13 protein-coding genes and 1 pseudogene are annotated in these 16,388 nt (G+C 58.8%); 4 read left to right on the forward strand and 10 right to left on the reverse strand.

Going from position 1 to position 16,388, the window contains the following annotated elements; translation table 11 throughout:
• Positions 1-161: 161 nt before the first annotated feature.
• Positions 162-1,787, reverse strand: a complete 1,626-nt coding sequence (locus ACA068_RS05835) for a glucan biosynthesis protein D (protein WP_497308316.1) — start codon at positions 1,785-1,787, stop codon at positions 162-164.
• Positions 1,788-2,178: 391 nt separating this feature from the next.
• Between ACA068_RS05835 and ACA068_RS05840 the strand changes: the two genes are divergently transcribed.
• Positions 2,179-2,364, forward strand: a complete 186-nt coding sequence (locus tag ACA068_RS05840; RefSeq protein ID WP_438662641.1) for a hypothetical protein — start codon at positions 2,179-2,181, stop codon at positions 2,362-2,364.
• Between the two features lie 58 nt (positions 2,365-2,422).
• Here the strand turns inward: ACA068_RS05840 and ACA068_RS05845 are convergent, their stop codons facing one another.
• On the reverse strand, positions 2,423-2,926 hold the full coding sequence (locus ACA068_RS05845) for a BRO-N domain-containing protein (protein ID WP_497308318.1): 504 nt from the start codon (positions 2,924-2,926) through the stop codon (positions 2,423-2,425).
• A 437-nt stretch (positions 2,927-3,363) separates the two neighbouring features.
• On the opposite strand from ACA068_RS05845, the pseudogene ACA068_RS05850 reads away from it, so the two are divergent.
• A pseudogene (locus ACA068_RS05850) lies at positions 3,364-4,618 on the forward strand (AAA family ATPase).
• A 2-nt stretch (positions 4,619-4,620) separates the two neighbouring features.
• Positions 4,621-5,247: an RloB family protein gene (locus ACA068_RS05855; RefSeq protein WP_497308320.1), complete on the forward strand. Its 627-nt coding sequence runs from the start codon at positions 4,621-4,623 to the stop codon at positions 5,245-5,247.
• 44 nt (positions 5,248-5,291) lie between these two features.
• On the opposite strand, the gene ACA068_RS05860 is transcribed toward ACA068_RS05855, so the two are convergent.
• From ACA068_RS05860 to ACA068_RS05895, 8 genes are all read right to left on the reverse strand, one after another.
• A complete protein-coding gene (locus ACA068_RS05860; RefSeq protein WP_497308322.1) occupies positions 5,292-6,773 on the reverse strand; it encodes an APC family permease in 1,482 nt (493 codons plus the stop codon).
• A gap of 224 nt (positions 6,774-6,997) precedes the next feature.
• A complete protein-coding gene (locus ACA068_RS05865; protein WP_497308324.1) occupies positions 6,998-8,422 on the reverse strand; it encodes a gamma-aminobutyraldehyde dehydrogenase in 1,425 nt (474 codons plus the stop codon).
• Between the two features lie 180 nt (positions 8,423-8,602).
• A complete protein-coding gene (locus ACA068_RS05870) occupies positions 8,603-9,412 on the reverse strand; it encodes an ABC transporter permease (protein WP_497308325.1) in 810 nt (269 codons plus the stop codon).
• Positions 9,402-10,349: an ABC transporter permease gene (locus tag ACA068_RS05875; protein WP_497308327.1), complete on the reverse strand. Its 948-nt coding sequence runs from the start codon at positions 10,347-10,349 to the stop codon at positions 9,402-9,404. The genes ACA068_RS05870 and ACA068_RS05875 overlap by 11 nt, the downstream gene beginning before the upstream one ends.
• Before the next feature lies 1 nt (position 10,350).
• On the reverse strand, positions 10,351-11,388 hold the full coding sequence (locus ACA068_RS05880; RefSeq protein WP_497308329.1) for an ABC transporter ATP-binding protein: 1,038 nt from the start codon (positions 11,386-11,388) through the stop codon (positions 10,351-10,353).
• A 235-nt stretch (positions 11,389-11,623) separates the two neighbouring features.
• Positions 11,624-12,775: a putative ABC transporter substrate-binding protein YdcS gene (gene ydcS / locus ACA068_RS05885; protein ID WP_497308331.1), complete on the reverse strand. Its 1,152-nt coding sequence runs from the start codon at positions 12,773-12,775 to the stop codon at positions 11,624-11,626.
• Between the two features lie 82 nt (positions 12,776-12,857).
• Positions 12,858-14,345 carry a gamma-aminobutyraldehyde dehydrogenase gene (locus ACA068_RS05890; RefSeq protein WP_497308333.1) on the reverse strand — a complete coding sequence of 496 codons (1,488 nt, stop codon included), beginning with the start codon at positions 14,343-14,345 and terminating at the stop codon, positions 12,858-12,860.
• A gap of 100 nt (positions 14,346-14,445) precedes the next feature.
• Positions 14,446-15,360 (reverse strand): LysR family transcriptional regulator, encoded by a 915-nt coding sequence (locus ACA068_RS05895; RefSeq protein WP_094468922.1) that lies wholly within the window; start codon positions 15,358-15,360, stop codon positions 14,446-14,448.
• A 175-nt stretch (positions 15,361-15,535) separates the two neighbouring features.
• Between ACA068_RS05895 and ACA068_RS05900 the strand changes: the two genes are divergently transcribed.
• Complete coding sequence (locus ACA068_RS05900) at positions 15,536-16,258, forward strand: tellurite resistance TerB family protein (protein WP_497308335.1); 723 nt, start codon at positions 15,536-15,538, stop codon at positions 16,256-16,258.
• Positions 16,259-16,388: the final 130 nt, after the last annotated feature.

The following is a 16,388-nucleotide window of genomic DNA, read 5'->3' on the forward strand; positions in this document are numbered from 1 at the left end:
AGCCCCGATCGAGTTGATTGGGGCTTTTGCGTTTCTGGGCCGGGATGTTTGTGGACTGTCAGGCCGTCTTCGCGGGCAAGCCTCGCTCCTACAGTTGATCGCATGCTCTGGTAGGAGCGAGGCTTGCCCGCGAAGAGGCCCGCCCAGACAACCTTTTACTATCAGGTGTACTTACGCTTATCCGGCGCCGGCGGGAAATACTGGTACAGCCAGGTCTCACTCAACGTCCGGTCATTGGTGCGAATGAACAACCGCAGCTCAACCGGCGCCACGCTGTCGTTGGTCGGGTACCAATCGAAGGTGATCCGATAACCCTTGATGTCATCCAGCACCAGCACGTTGAAGTCTTTCACCTGCCCATTCGAGCACGTCACCACGGGCTCGATCCCTGCGCCTTCCGGCAACCGGTCCAGGCCGCCACCGGTGAAGTCCACGGCAAAGCGTCGTGCCCAGACTTCCGGGTAATGCTCGCCCGGTGCCCAGCCTTCGATAAAGCCGCCCATGCCCGAACGGGTCGCATTGACCCGCGCCAGAGGCGTACTCACCGGTGGCAGGGCGCTCCAGTAGAGCTTGTAGCCGTAGTTCAGGGAGTCTCCGGCCGCGACCGGTTTTTTCGGGGTCCAGAACGCAACGATGTTATCGAGGGTTTCGCCGGTTGTAGGAATTTCCAACAGGTCGATAGAGCCTTCGCCCCACGCGGTCGTAGGTTCTACCCACAGGCTTGGACGCTTGCTGTACCAGTCGACGGTGTCCTGATAGTTGGCAAACTCGTGATCGGTCTGCACCAGGCCGAAACCCTTCGGGTCGGTGTCGGCGAAGGCGTTGAACTGCAGTGTCGCCGGGTTGTTCAGCGGGCGGCAGATCCACTCGCCGTTACCGCGCCACATGGCCAGTCGGTCGGAGTCGTGGATTTGCGGGTGAATGGTGTCGCACATGCGGCGCTCGTGGGTGCCGCAGCTGAACATGCTGGTCATCGGTGCGATGCCCAGTTGTTCGATGGCGGTGCGCGCGTTGATGTGGGCATCAATCTCCATGACCACGCGTTCGGCCTGGCAATCGATGTCAAAGCGGTACGCGCCAGTGGCGCTCGGCGAATCCAGCAGCGCGTAGACCACGAAGCGGGTGCTGTCCTTGCCCGGCGTCTCGAACCAGAACTTGGTGAAGTCCGGGAACTCCTCACGCTTCTTCGCGTAGGTATCGACCGCCAGCCCGCGTGCCGACAGACCGTACTGGCCAGTGGCGTCTACTGCGCGGAAATAACTAGCGCCGAGGAAGGACAACACATCGTGCCTGTCCAGTTCCGGGGCCTTGAACAGCTTGAACCCGGAAAACCCCAGGTCGCCGGTGAGCTGCTTGGTGTCGACGGTGGTTTTTTCATAGTTGAACAGGGAAGGGCGGAAATGCACTTCACGGGCCTGGCGGGTCTTGGGATCGACGCTGTACATGCGCACCGGCTGCTTGAAGCCCATGCCGACGTGGAAAAACTGCACGTCCAGCTGACCGTTCAAGTCTTTCCACAGCGAGTGGTTGCCGTCATAGCGGATCGCGTTGAAATTCTGTGGCGTCATGGTCGCCAGCGTCGGCGGCAGCACCTGCTTGGTGTCCTGATAGCGATTGCCAGCGAGTTGCTTGGCCTGAATCTTCAGCGCTTCGAAATCGAACGCCTGGGCGTCGCCATCAGCGGTGCCATTGCCCGCCCAGGCACGTGAGGCCAGCAGGCCAGTGGCCGACAAACCGGTGTAGGCAGCAATGGCCATGGACGCTTTGAGCAAATTCCTGCGATGCATAAGTACAACCTGTCGTGAACAATCCCGCGCCGTTCCTGGCACGTGCTGGATCAAAAATATCGGTTCGGACATACCTTGGCCAAACGCAACGGACCTTAAAGAGATGCCAAATAGCTTAAACCGTTCGGTTGCAGAGAAAAAATGATTGGTAGCAATTTGATGATGCGGCAATGAAACAAGAAATGTCGGTTAAGTTTTCCGACAGTACTTTCTGATTTATAGGGCATTTCTGCTTTTTTTTGACTAATTACTCTAAAAACCGCTTTTCAGCGCCGGGAATGTTCCTATTCTGTGTTCAAGGCCGGTTTCTGCCCTTCAGGCCGGCGACTAATAAAAGGATAGGGCGATGCGGTTTTTGAAGTTTTCTCGGTCTTATAGAAGGACGTCGTCCATGACGAAAGTACAAGGCATCACCGAAATGTTAGGAATCTTTCCCTGCCTGGCGACCGGGCGGCGAAGGCATCGTCTCAATTCGGACGAAATGAAGTTGCTGGAGCGGTACCGCGAGTTGTCGGAAAGCGACCGGATTGCGATGCGGTATCTGGTGGATGCGATGCGGAGTGTTTCGCGGTTTTGAGCGATAAACCAAGGGGCGGACTGAGAAGTCTGCCCCTTGTTCATTTTTCACCCTGCCTTCAACTGCAAGTGCCCATGATCGTGAACGGTCGTTGTACCTGCATCAGATCAGGCATGTCCCGCCACTTGATCCAGGCCTGATGCTGCCAATGCAGCAGCGGCACCGAGATGCCTGCCCACTGCAATGAACTCAGGCTTGGAATGTTTTCCACAGCCGCTTTCGACTCACGCAGCTTCGGGATGACTTCGTTGCTTAGCCACTGACGCAGGTTTCGGTTTTCCGGGATGAAATGGTGGACCAGCAAGGCATACATTCCCGATTCGCTGACCATCAGCGATTCGACCGTTTTGCCGTCTTTCATCAACAAGACGTATCGGCGTTGATCGGGATCGAGTTTAAGGGTGAGACGTTGGTCCAGCGGACGGCCCATCAAGCGACCGAGGTCCTGGACGCAGAACCAGGCTTGGTTGTCCTGAATGAACGCATGGAGGAAGCGGTTGTGACGGGTGAAGACGATTGGTGTGAAGTAAGCTTGAAGCGAATTTTGAGCGTGAGCTGACATGAAGTGACTTCCGTTTTGATCAGGAAAGTCGCCACCAACCCTTCGACAGGTAGGGTGGCGAACCGAGTGGCGTTCGAAGTCGGGACACTTCCAGTCAAAACGGAAGCCGAAAGGCCCGCGCCACACGGCCCGCCATAATGCAGAACTAACGGCAGAAAACAGCCACAGTTCTATGGGGGCGCGTAAGCACCGTTCTGACATTTCCCGGCTTCGACTCCGGGTCGCTGATTTGGCAGCGACGAGGTCAAGCCTATCGTTCAGGCGCTCGCGGCGCCAAGTCTACTCTGGCGCCGCGTGTTGTAGGAATTGGAGCTTCTAACGGAAGGCTCGGTCTGTAGGAATTTCCTGTTTTTGCGTGAAGTGCAGCCCGACTGCGCCGAACGGCTGTTTTTTCCTTTATTTTTTGCGCTTTCAGGAATGAACTGCGGGTTCGCTGCATGCTGATCGAATTTTCTGTTTCCAACTATCGCTCCTTCCGCGACAGGCAAACCCTGTCCATGGCTGCGACGCCGCGCTTGAGTAAAAAGCGCAACCTGTTCGCGCCGCCCGTAAATGGGGAAAAACTACCGGATTTGTTGAAGGTTGCTGCGATCTATGGGCCGAATGCGTCCGGTAAATCTTCGCTCATCCGGGCGATGGGGATCATCGGACAGCTGCTCACCGCATTACCTTCCTCAAATGATGAACCACTACCGGTCTCGCCATTTCGTTTTGACTCGCAACTTCAAAACGAACCCAGTTCCTTTGAGTACAACTTCATTCAACGCGGGCTCCGATATCGCTTTGTTTTACGACTGACGGCTCAGCGGATTATCGAGGAGCAACTGGTTTCATATCCCAAAGGAAAGGAAACTCTGTTGTATCAGCGTCGTTTTGTAGAGGAGGGTGAGCAATATGTTTTTGGGGCAAGTCTTGAGGGTGGTAAAGAAGTCCACTGTGCATGGCTGCGGCTGACGAGCCCCAAAATGTTGTTTATTTCACAGGCGGTGGCGAACAGTAGCGAAGAGCTGACCCAGTTGCGGGCCCCGTTTAGCTGGTTTCAATCAGGTCTACTGGTTATTGAGCAGAACAACATGATGGGGCTGTCTGCAGCGTCCATCAGATTTCTGCAGATGGCCTCGGATCACACTGGCAACTTGCGAGACTTTCTAAAGGAAGTGGATATCCCGGTGTCAGCTATTCACCTCAACACCGAAGACGCAGAATCTTTTCACCGTACAAAAAAACTCACACTCAAGGAGTTCTTTGCGGCGGCCCAAAAAGACAAAGTCACCCTGACGCATACGAGCCTTTTAGGAAAAGCCGAGTTCGATTTTTCAGAGGAGTCCGGCGGTACAAAAAAACCTGATCGGTTTCTGGCTGCCCTGGTTCATGATCAATCACGCCGATGGCAGCGGAATTCTATCTGTCGATGAATTGGACAGTAGCCTTCATCCCTCAATAGTCGATGGCCTGATTGAAAAACACTTGGACAGTGGGCTGAGTACTCAACTGATCTTTACCACCCATGACACTCATCTAATGAATACCAAAGCACTTCGGCGCGATCAGTTCTGGATCACCGAACGCGATGCTAACGGTGCAACCTGTCTTTTTTCGGTTCACGATTTTGAAGGCAGGGAAGGAGAAGACGTCGAAAAACGCTACTTTGAAGGTCGTTATCGTGGGTTACCGTTGATAAGGCGGGGTTGATCATGGCGCGTTCAATAAGGCTGTTTGATCGGAAGGAACCCCGGTTCAAGCCTCAACCCAAAGTGCTGATTCTCTGTGAAGACAGCAAGTCAGGGAAACGATATCTGGAGGAGGCCGCCTTTCATTTTCGTGCCAGCGCTCTAGTAGAAATTGCCCACTGCGGCATCACACACCCAAGTGGCATTGTTGAAACAGTGATCGCCCGTCAGAAAGGCTTCGACAAGGTGTTTTGTGCATTGGATCGCGATACGCATTTGTGTTTTGAGCGAGCTATCAATCTGGCGAGATCGCATCCGAAAATCAAAGTCATCGCTTCGTATCCTTGCTTTGAGTTTTGGCTGCTTCTGCACTTCGGATTCAATCGAAAGCCTTTTCGTGCAGTCGGGAAGCGCTCTCCTGGCGACCTGGTAGCCAAGAGCCTCAGAAAGAAGCCCAACATGGATAAGTACGCCAAGGGCGAAGACGTCAACTATTTCGCCCAACTCCTGGGTGAGCCATTTCAAAGGGCGAGAGCTTTAGCGCCAAAGATTATCGAGGATGTCGCCATCAGCGGTGAACCCAACCCGAGTACCGAAATCCATCTGCTGATGGACGAGTTCGAAACCCTCTCCAAACCTCAGCCGATCTAACACCAAGCGTCCAGCCGGCATCGCTGCGGGCTGGACAATGGCTATTACCGACTAACCTTCCACGCATCCCCCGCAGGCGCAGTCCCGTGGTCATACGGCTTGGCCAACCACATGTACAACAACCCCAACCCAATCACGATCGCCGTACTCAACACCATCGCATAGTTGATGTACCACGCCGCATCCGGTGTACGCGGCCAGGCCATGTTGATGATCGCGCCGACACCATAAACCAGCGCGCCGATGTTCACCGCCCAACCCCATCCGCCGAGGGTGAATTTGCCGCTCGGTTTCCAGCCTTTCAGGCGTGCGTAAAGCGCGGCGAGCACGATCATCTGAAATGCCAGGTAGATGCCGATTGCCGCGAAGCTGACGATGGTTGCCACCGCATCTTGCAGGAAGAAGCCGAGGATGATGATCAGCGCCGGCAGGACGCCGGACACGAATAGCGCGGCCACCGGCACTTGGGTCGTAGGAGAAATCTTCTTCAGCAGTGAACTGCCGATGACCATTTCATCTCGGGCGTAGGAGTACAGCAGACGACTCGCCGCCGCTTGCAGGCTGATGACGCAGGAGATGAAGGAGATCATGACCACGCCCATCACCACTTTCGAGCCGACCGGGCCGAAGGCGTTGTTGAGGATGGTGGAGACCGGGTCTTTGTCGGTGCCGTTGATCACGGCTTGCATGTCCGGCACGGCGAGGATCAGCGCCAGGCAGGCGAACATTGCTGCGATGCCGCCGATGTAGATGGTCATGCGCATGGCCACCGGGATCTGCTTGCTCGGGTTCGGGGTTTCTTCGGCGACATCGCCGCAGGCCTCGAAGCCGTAGTACAGGAACATCCCCGCCAGCGAGGCGGTGAGGAAGGCCGGCAGGTACGAGCCGTCGATGCTGATATCGAAGGTGTTGAATAACACGCTGATCGACTGGTGACGCTCGAAGATCAGCAGATAAACGCCGACGATTACCGCACCGACCAGTTCGCAGAGGAAGCCGAACATGGCGATCCGCGCGAGCATTTTGGTGCCGCTGAGGTTGACCAGGGTGGCGAACAGCGTCAGGAACAGAGCGATGACAATGTTGGTGTTGTTGCTCGGTTCAAAGCCCATCATCGCGGCCAGGTACGGACCTGCACCCACCGCAACAGCAGCGATGGTCACGCACAGGGCGATGGAGTAGATCCAGCCGACCATCCACGCCCAGCGCTTGCCCACCAAGCGACGAGCCCATGGGTACACGCCGCCGGAAATCGGGAATTGAGAGACCACTTCACCGAAGATCAGGCACACCAGCAACTGGCCGCAACCGACCAGCAAATAGGCCCAGAACATCGGTGGCCCACCGGCGGCCAGGCACAGGCCGAAGAGGGTATAAACCCCTACGACCGGGGAGAGGTAAGTGAAGCCCAGGGCGAAGTTTTCCCACAGGCTCATGCTGCGGTTGAAGTTCGAGGTGTAACCCAACTTGCGTAGTTGCTCGGCGTCGCTGTCGGCAACGGATGGGGATAGTTCGGGTGTACTCATGGTGTGTCAGCTCCGGAAAATCGGCAGATTTCGGATGTCCGAAACCGTGGCGGGGCCGTGGAGGCGCTGCCCGGATCGGTGGTTATTGTTTTGGTTTTCTGGCGTTGAACCCTGGTGGTGCGTGTTGCTGTTTCTCCTTGAAACCGAGGTGATGCCTTCGCGGGCAAGCCTCGCTCCTACAGGTACTGCGGTGAACCTGTGGGAGCGAGCCTGCTCGCGATTTTTTAGTGCTTGAACATCACATGCCGAACGACGGTGTAGTCCTCCAACCCGTACATGGACATGTCCTTCCCGTAGCCGGACAATTTCTGACCGCCATGGGGCATTTCGCTGACCAGCATGAAGTGCGTATTCACCCAGGTGCAGCCGTATTGCAAGCGGGCAGACAAGCGATGCGCGCGACCGACGTCCGAGGTCCAGACCGACGACGCCAGGCCGTAATCCGAATCGTTGGCCCAACCCAGCACCTGGGCTTCGTCGATGAACTTGGTTACCGACACCACCGGCCCGAACACTTCGCGACGAACGATCTCGTCATCCTGCTGAGCATCTGCCAGTACAGTGGGCTCGAAGAAAAACCCATTGCCCTCCACTGCCTTACCGCCGGTGATCAAGCGGATATGCGATTGCGCCACGGCACGCTCGACAAACCCGGCCACACGGTCACGGTGCTGCGCAGTGATCAACGGACCCAGTTCGGTCGACGGATCATCCTGCAACCCATACTTGATGCTGCTGACCGCCTCGCCAAGTTTCTCGACGAATTTTTCGTAGACGCCTGCCTGCGCATAGATGCGGCAAGCTGCGGTGCAATCCTGCCCGGCGTTGTAGAAGCCGAAGGTGCGAATGCCTTCAACAGCAGCGTCGATATCGGCGTCATCGAAGATGATCACCGGGGCTTTGCCGCCCAGTTCCATGTGCATGCGTTTGACGCTATCGGCGGTGCTGGAAATGATGTTCGACCCGGTGGCGATCGAGCCGGTCAACGAGACCATGCGCACTTTCGGGTGCGTGACCAGAGGGCTGCCGACGGTAGGACCACGGCCGAAGACGAGGTTGAGCACGCCGGCCGGGAAGATTTCCGACGCCAGTTCTGCCAGGCGCAGCGCAGTCAGCGGGGTTTGTTCCGATGGCTTGAGCACCACGGTATTCCCCGCAGCGAGGGCCGGGGCGATTTTCCAGGCGACCATCATCAGCGGGTAGTTCCACGGCGCGATGGAGGCGATCACGCCGACTGGATCGCGGCGGATCATCGAGGTATGGCCGGGCAAGTATTCGCCGCCCGCCGAACCGCTCATGCAACGGCTGGCGCCGGCGAAGAAACGGAACACGTCGGCAATCGCCGGGATCTCGTCGTTCAGTGCGGCGCTGTAGGGTTTGCCGCAGTTGTCCGATTCCAGTTTGGCCAGCTCTTCGCCGTGGGCTTCGATGACGTCGGCGAGTTTAAGCAGCAGCAGCGAGCGCTCTTTCGGCGGGGTTTGCGCCCAGCTGTCGAACGCGGCATCGGCGGCGCGCACGGCGGCATCGACCTGAGCTTCGCTGGCTTCGTTGATTTCCACCAGCACACGACCGAGGGCCGGGTTGAACACCGGTTGGGCGGGGCCGTCGCCGTCGATCAGTTGGCCATTGATCAAGAGTTTGGTTTGCATGTTCATGTCCTCTTCGAAGCTATTGTTTTTTTTCCTTTAGGAACCGAATCCAAATGTGGGAGCGGGCTTGCTCGCGAAGGGGCCATCACATTCAAAATTGATGTTGGCTGATACACCGCTTTCGCGAGCAAGCCCGCTCCCACCCTGGATTCGGTTTCCACAGTGAGTAATCGTTGTTCGTTACTTCCCGCCGCTACCGGCCACGCTTTCACCGCCCCGCGTCAGGTAATAGGCGCCGAGAATCGGCAGCATGGTCACCATCATCACCAGCATCGCGACGACGTTGGTCACCGGCACGTCCCGTGGGCGGCTGAGCTGGTTGAGCAGCCACAGCGGCAGGGTGCGTTCATGGCCGGCGGTGAAGGTGGTAACGATGATTTCGTCGAACGACAGCGCAAAGGCGAGCATGCCGCCGGCCAGCAGCGCCGAGCCGAGGTTCGGCAGGACGATGTAGCGGAAGGTCTGCCAGCCATCGGCACCGAGGTCCATCGAGGCCTCGATCAAACTGTGCGAAGTGCGGCGCAAACGGGCAATGACGTTGTTGTAGACGATCACCACACAGAAGGTCGCGTGGCCGACGATGATGGTGAACATCCCCGGTTCGATCCCCAATGTCTTGAACGTCGCCAGCAACGCGATCCCGGTGATGATCCCGGGCAACGCAATCGGCAGGATCAGCATCAGCGAGATGCCTTGCTTGCCGAAGAAATCCCGCCGGTACAACGCCGCCGACGCGAGGGTGCCAAGGACCATCGCAATCAGTGTCGCGATGGCGGCGATTTCGGCCGACAGCTTGATTGCTTCCAGTACATCGGGCCGAGAAAACGCCACGCTGAACCAATGCAGGGTGTAGCCCTTGGGTGGAAAGCTGAACGCGGCTTCTTCAGTGTTGAAGGCGTAAAGGAAGATGATCAGGATCGGGAAGTGCAAGAACACCAACCCGCCCCAGGCGGCGATTTTTAACCCAATGGAAGCTTTCTCAGAGTGCATCGAAAGCCCCCAGTCGTTTGACGATGGTCAGGTAAATGGCGATCAACACAATCGGCACCAATGTGAAGGCCGCGGCCATTGGCATGTTGCCGATCGCGCCTTGCTGCGCGTACACCATGCTGCCAACGAAGTAACCCGGCGGGCCCACCAGTTGCGGCACGATGAAGTCGCCCAGGGTCAGCGAAAAGGTGAAGATCGAACCGGCCGCGATGCCGGGAATCGACAGCGGCAGAATCACCTGCATAAACGTCTGGCGTGGCTTGGCACCCAGGTCCGCAGAAGCTTGCAGCAGCGACGGCGGCAGGCGTTCCAGCGAAGCCTGGATCGGCAGGATCATGAACGGCAGCCAGATGTAGACGAACACCATGAAACGGCCCAGGTGCGAGGTCGACAAGGTGCTGCCGCCGACGCCGGGAATGCCCAGCACGAAGTGCAAAACCGGCTCCAGCCCCAAGTGCTGAACAAACCACTGCGCGACGCCGCCCTTGGCCAGCAGCAAGGTCCAGGCATACGCCTTGACGATGTAACTGGCCCACATCGGCATCATCACCGCGATGTAGAAAAACGCCTTGGTCTTGCCGGTGGTGTAACGCGCCATGTAATAGGCAATTGGAAACGCGACGATGGCGCTGGCGATCGACACGACGACGGCCATGCTCAGCGTGCGCAGGATGATGTCGAAGTTCGACGGCTGGAAAAGCGCTGCAAAGTTCGCCAGGGTCAGGTCGGGGGTGACTGCCATGGTGAAGTCATCGAAGGTGTAGAAGCCTTGCCACAACAGCACCAATAGCGAACCGAGATAGATCGCGCCGAACCACAGCAACGGCGGCACCAGCAGCAGCGACAGGTAAAAATTCGGTCGGCGATACAGCAGGTTGGAAAACCTGCGCAACGGCGAACCGCCGGCCGGGGTTTGAGGGATAGCCACGCTGGTCATCTCACACCCCGCCGACAACGTTGTCGTGCAGCGGGATCATCGCCTCGCGCGCCCAGCGTGCGCTGATGCGTTGCCCGGTCTGATGCTGGGCGCTGACGTCCAGCCATTGCACGTTGGCCTGGCTGATGTTGAGGGTCTGGCCGTTTTCCAGTTTCAGTTCATAGCGTGTGGCGCTGCCTTGGTACTGAATGTCGTGGAGCAAGCCGCTGACTTCAATCTCGTGGCTGGCCAGCGGGCCTTCGGCGAAACGCACGTGTTCCGGGCGAATCGAAAACGGCTGTGGATTGCCGCTCAATTGCTTGGCCAGATCACCGCGAATCACGTTGGACGTGCCGACGAATTCCGCGACGAATGTAGTAGCCGGTTTCATGTAGAGGTTGCGTGGAGTGTCGACTTGCTCGATGCGTCCTTTGTTGAACACCGCCACGCGGTCCGACATCGACAGCGCTTCGGTCTGGTCGTGGGTGACGAAGATGAAGGTGATGCCGAGCTGGCGTTGCAGCTTCTTCAACTCGCTCTGCATTTGTTCGCGCAGCTTCAGGTCGAGGGCGCCCAACGGCTCGTCGAGCAGCAGCACCCGCGGGCGATTGACCAGGGCGCGGGCCAGGGCCACGCGCTGGCGCTGACCGCCGGACAGTTGCACTGGCTTGCGCTCGCCGTAGCCGCCGAGGGCGACCATGTCGAGGGCTTCTTCGGCGCGTTTCCGCCGTTCGGCTTTACCGACGCCTTTGACTTTCAAGCCGTAGGCGACGTTGTCGAGCACGTTCATGTGCGGGAACAGCGCGTAATCCTGAAACACCGTGTTGACGTCACGCTCATACGGCGGCAGCCCTGCGGCTTCTTCGCCATGAATACGGATGGAGCCTGCGCTCGGTTGTTCGAAACCGGCGATCAGGCGCAAGCAGGTGGTCTTGCCCGAGCCGGAAGGGCCCAGCATGGAGAAGAACTCGCCGTCCTGGATGTCGATGGAAACCCGGTCAACGGCCTTCACTTCGCCGAACTGACGGGAAACGTTGGTGAACTGGACTGCAAGCGTCATGGTGCGGTGCTCCAAAAAGGCGAGGGCCGTCACAGCGGCCCTGCCTGGACTTCTGAAAAATCTGGATCAACTTTCTGCCTGGAAAACTTATTGTGGCGAGGGAGCTTGCTCCCGCTGGAGTGCGCAGCACTCCCAAAAGGACTGATGCGGTCTCTCTGATTGACCGCATTGACTGGTTTTGGGGCGGCTTCGCCACCCTGCGGGAGCAAGCTCCCTCGCCACAGGGGACGGTGTGTTATCTGCCGCCCATGATCGCGATGTAGTCCTGGGTCCAGCGGCTGTAAGGCACGAACTTGCCCCCTTCAGCCTGCGGGGTTTTCCAGAAGGCGATCTTCTCGAACTGGTCGAAACCGTTGGTCTTGCAGCCCTCGGCACCCAGCAATTCGCTCTCCTTGCACCCGGCCGGAACCGACGGCAAAGAACCGAACCAGGCCGCCAGGTCACCCTGGACTTTCGGTTGCAACGACCAGTCCATCCACTTGTAGGCACAGTTCGGGTGCTTGGCCTCGGCGTGCAGCATGGTGGTGTCGGCCCAACCGGTGGCGCCTTCTTTCGGGATGACCGAGGCAACCGGCTGCTTGTCCGCCACCAGGCCATTGACCATGTAGCCCCAGGTGCTGGAGGCCACGACACCTTCGTTTTTGACGTCGCTCATCTGCACGGTCGCGTCATGCCAGTAGCGGTGGATCAAGGGTTGCTGCTTGCGTAGCAGGTCCAGTACCGCTTTGTATTGCGTTTCGTTGAGCTGGTACGGGTCCTTGATCCCCAGTTCCGGCTGTTTCGCTTTGAGATAGAGCGCCGCATCGGCGATGTAGATCGGGCCGTCGTACGCCTGGACCCGGCCCTTGTTGGACTTGCCGTCCGGCAGGGTCTGCTCTTCAAACACTACACTCCAGCTGTCCGGGGCGGTCTTGAAGACATTGGTGTTGTACATCAGCACGTTCGGGCCCCATTGATACGGGGTGCCAAAGGTTTGGTTATTGACGACGTACCACGGGCCATCCTTGAGACGAGGGTCAATGTTCTTCCAATTCGGGATCAGCGCGGTGTTGATCGGCTGCACACGCTTGCCGGCGATCAACCGCAGCGACGCATCGCCCGACGCGGTCACCAGGTCATAACCGCCCTTGGCCATCAGGCTGACCATTTCATCGGAGGTCGCTGCAGTTTTCACATTGACCTTGCAGCCGGTTTCCTTCTCGAAACCGGTCACCCAGTCGTAGGCCTTGTCGCTTTCGCCACGTTCGATGTAGCCGGGCCACGCCACGATATCCAGCTGGCCTTCGCCGGCACCGACGGCTTTCAGCGGTTCGGCGGCCTGGAGACTGGCGCTGGCCAACAGCGCCGTGGTGATTGCACTGAGCAGTGCGGTCTTGTGCACGAACATGGGGATTCCCTCTTCTTTAATTATGGTCGGGGCAGTTGTGAACGTGGTGAAGCTTGCCGTTAGCGGCTTGTTATTAGCGTAGTCAGAGATGCTGGCCGTGGCGCGCCATGATGTGCCGCACCACGCTGTAGTCCTGAAGCGAATCGCTGGATAAGTCTTTGCCATACCCGGACCGTTTAAGGCCGCCGTGGGGCATTTCGCTGACCAGCATGAAATGGCTGTTGATCCAGGTGCAGCCGTATTGCAAGCGCGCCGCAACCTGCATCGCCTTGTCGAGGTTCTGCGTCCAGACCGAGGAGGCGAGGCCGTATTCCGAATCGTTGGCCCAGTCCACGGCTTGTTCGAGCTGATCGAAACGGGTCACGGTGACCACCGGCCCGAACACTTCGCGCTGGACGATTTCATCACTCTGTTTGCAACCGGCCAGCAGGGTGGGTTGGTAATAGAAGCCGGCACCGGAATGCACCGCCGCGCCGGTCACCCGTTCAATGTGCGGCTGGCCAAGGGCGCGTTCGACGAAACTGGCCACGCGGTCGCGCTGGCGGGTGCTGATCAGCGGGCCGATTTCGTTGTCGGCGTCGCGTTTGCCGGCAAAACGCAGGCTGCTGACCGCCGCGCCGAGTTCCGCCACCAGGCGGTCGTGAATCCCGGCCTGTGCATAAATCCGGCACGCCGCAGTGCAGTCCTGGCCGGCGTTGTAATAACCGTAAGTGCGCACGCCTTCGACCACGGCCTGGATGTCTGCATCGTTGCAGACGATCACCGGCGCTTTGCCACCGAGCTCAAGGTGCGTGCGTTTCAGGGTTTTTGCTGCGGCCTGAAGGATTTTCTGTCCGGTGACGATATCGCCGGTCAGCGACACCATGCGCACTTTGGGATGGCTGACCAAGTGGCTGCCGACGCCTTCACCGCCGCCGCAGACGATATTGATCACGCCGCGTGGAAGGATCTCGGCCAGCGCCGGCGCCAGGGCCAGAATCGACAGCGGCGTGTGTTCGGACGGTTTGAACACCAGCGTATTGCCGGCGGCGAGGGCCGGGGCGATTTTCCACGCGGCCATCATGATCGGGTAGTTCCACGGCGCAATCGAGGCGACCACACCAATCGGATCGCGCCGGACCATGCTGGTGTAGCCCGGCAGGTATTCGCCGCTGAGCTGGCCGGTCTGGCAACGCACGGCGCCAGCGAAGAAGCGGAATACGTCGACCGTCGCGCTCAAGTCGTCCTGACGGGCCAGGTGCAACGGCTTGCCGCAGTTCAGGGACTCGAGACGGGCGAGGAGGTCGGCCTGTTTTTCGATGGCGTTGGCGATGTCCAGCAACAGGTTCGAGCGTTGCTGCGGTGTGGTCCGCGACCAGCCGGCGAAGGCGCGGTGGGCGGCAAGGATGGCGACTTCGACTTGCTCGGTGCTGGCTTCGGCGATGTGGGTCAGCACTTCCCCGGTGGCCGGGTTGAGGATTGGCTCGACAAAACCCTGGCCCGCGACCAATTCGCCATCGATCAACAACGCGGTGAACAACGGGGTCTGCGCGCCAGCCATTTTTCGGGTTCTCTTTTCTTGTGTGGCCATGGTGCTCCCTGTGACTGGGGCTCGGCCGTCTTATTGATGGAGCAAGACTAGTGCGCGGGCCCGAGGTCGACAAATTCTAAATACTGAAGGTGGCGTTCGATTAAATAGATGGCTTGCGCCCGCCGTGGGGTTGTTCGCGGGCGACGGTCAAAAACGGGTCCACCAACGCCGGGCGCGCGGTGCCGCGACGCCAGGCCAGGCCGACGTCGAGGGTCTGGCTCAGGTCTGCGATAGGGCGCGCTTCAATGATGTCGCCCTCCAGTGACCAGGGGCGGTAAGTCATGTCGGGCTGGATCGATACGCCCAGACCTGCGGCTACCAGGCTTCGAACGGCTTCCGTCGACGCGGTTTTCAAGGTGATGCGCGGTTGCAGTCCGGCCCCGCACCACATGCGATGGGCGTTGCGGTCCATTTCGTCGACGTTGAGCTGAATCAGCGGTTCGCGGGCCACGTCGGCGAGGTTGATGCTGTCGTGTTCCAGCAATGGATGCTGGGCTGGCAGCCACAACCGATGGGGCGAATGAGTCAACACTTCGGTCTGCAAGGCATGGCGGTCTTCGAGGTTGGAGAGGATCAGCACGCCGACATCGATCTCGCCGCTGACCAGCAAATGCTCGATATACGGGCGCTCATCCTCCATCACCCGGATCTCGACGTTGGGGTAGGCGCGCTGGAAACGGGTGAGCAAATCCGCGAGGTAGTAACCGGCCACCAGGCTGGTCACGCCGATGATCAATTGGCCGGCGACCTGGTCGGTACTTTGTTGCAGGCTGCGTTTGGCGTTATCCACCGTTGCCAGAATCAGGTGCGCCTGGCGCAGGAATTGATGGCCCTGATGGGTCAGGCTCATGCCCTTGGCGTGTCGGTTGAATAGGCCGACGCCAATCTCTTCTTCGAGTTGCTGGATCGCCAAGGTCAAGGTCGATTGGGAAATGAACGCGGTTTGCGCGGCGGCGGAGATCGATCCGGTCTCGGCCACGGCGATGAAGTGACGAATCTGACGCAAGGTCATCATGGAAAATACCCGGTGGGCGGTTTTTATAGATTTGCTTGAGTGTATATCGCTTTAATCGATAGCCCTGTTTTTCCAGGCAACATCCAGAAGCACTCTCGTTCCCGGTCGCCGGGCACTTTCGTTCTAGGCTGGTGGCCTTATGTGTCCGGTTAACCCCTTTCGTGGAGGCGGCAAAATGAATACGCGTGGATTGCTCGATCAACTACTCAAGTCCGGTCAGGACCTGATGCAGAACAAGGCCGGCGGAAATCAAAACAAGTCGTCCAGTGGTGGACTGGGTGGATTGCTCGGCGGCAGCGGTGGTTCGGGCGGCCTCGGCGGTCTGCTCTCCGGCGCAGGTGGCGGTGCCTTGGCGGCCGGCGCCATGGGCCTGTTGCTCGGCAGCAAAAAGGCCCGCAATGTCGGCGGCAAAGTCGCCATCTACGGTGGCCTCGCGGCACTTGGCGTGATTGCCTACAAGGCTTACGGCAACTGGCAGGCCCAGCAGGGCACAGCGCCGAAGAGCGAGCCACAAACGCTCGACCGCCTGCCGCCCGCGCAAGTCGAACTGCACAGCCAGGCGATCCTCAAAGCGTTGGTTGCAGCGGCCAAAGCCGATGGCCACGTTGATGAACGCGAGCGTGCATTGATCGAAGGCGAGTTCACCAAGCTCGACAACGATCAGGAGTTGCAGCAGTGGCTACATGCCGAACTCAGCAAGCCGCTCGACCCGACAGAAGTCGCCCGCGCGGCGAGCACACCGGAAATGGCTGCCGAGATGTACATCGCCAGCGTGATGCTGGTGGATGAGGAGAGCTTTATGGAGAAGTCCTACCTGGATGAACTGGCACGGCAGTTGAAGCTGGAGCCGGGGTTGAAGGCGGAGTTGGAGAAGCAGGTGCGTCAGGCGTCCCTGTAAAGTTACGGTCTGTTAAACCGCGTCATTGTTTTTTGCGAGCAGGCTCGCTCCCATACAACTGTGGGCGCGAGTCTTCTCGCAAAGGCGTTTCAAGCCTCACCCCATTCCGGTGACCTCACCGCACATTCCC

This window comes from Pseudomonas sp. LBUM1660, from assembly GCF_059695935.1.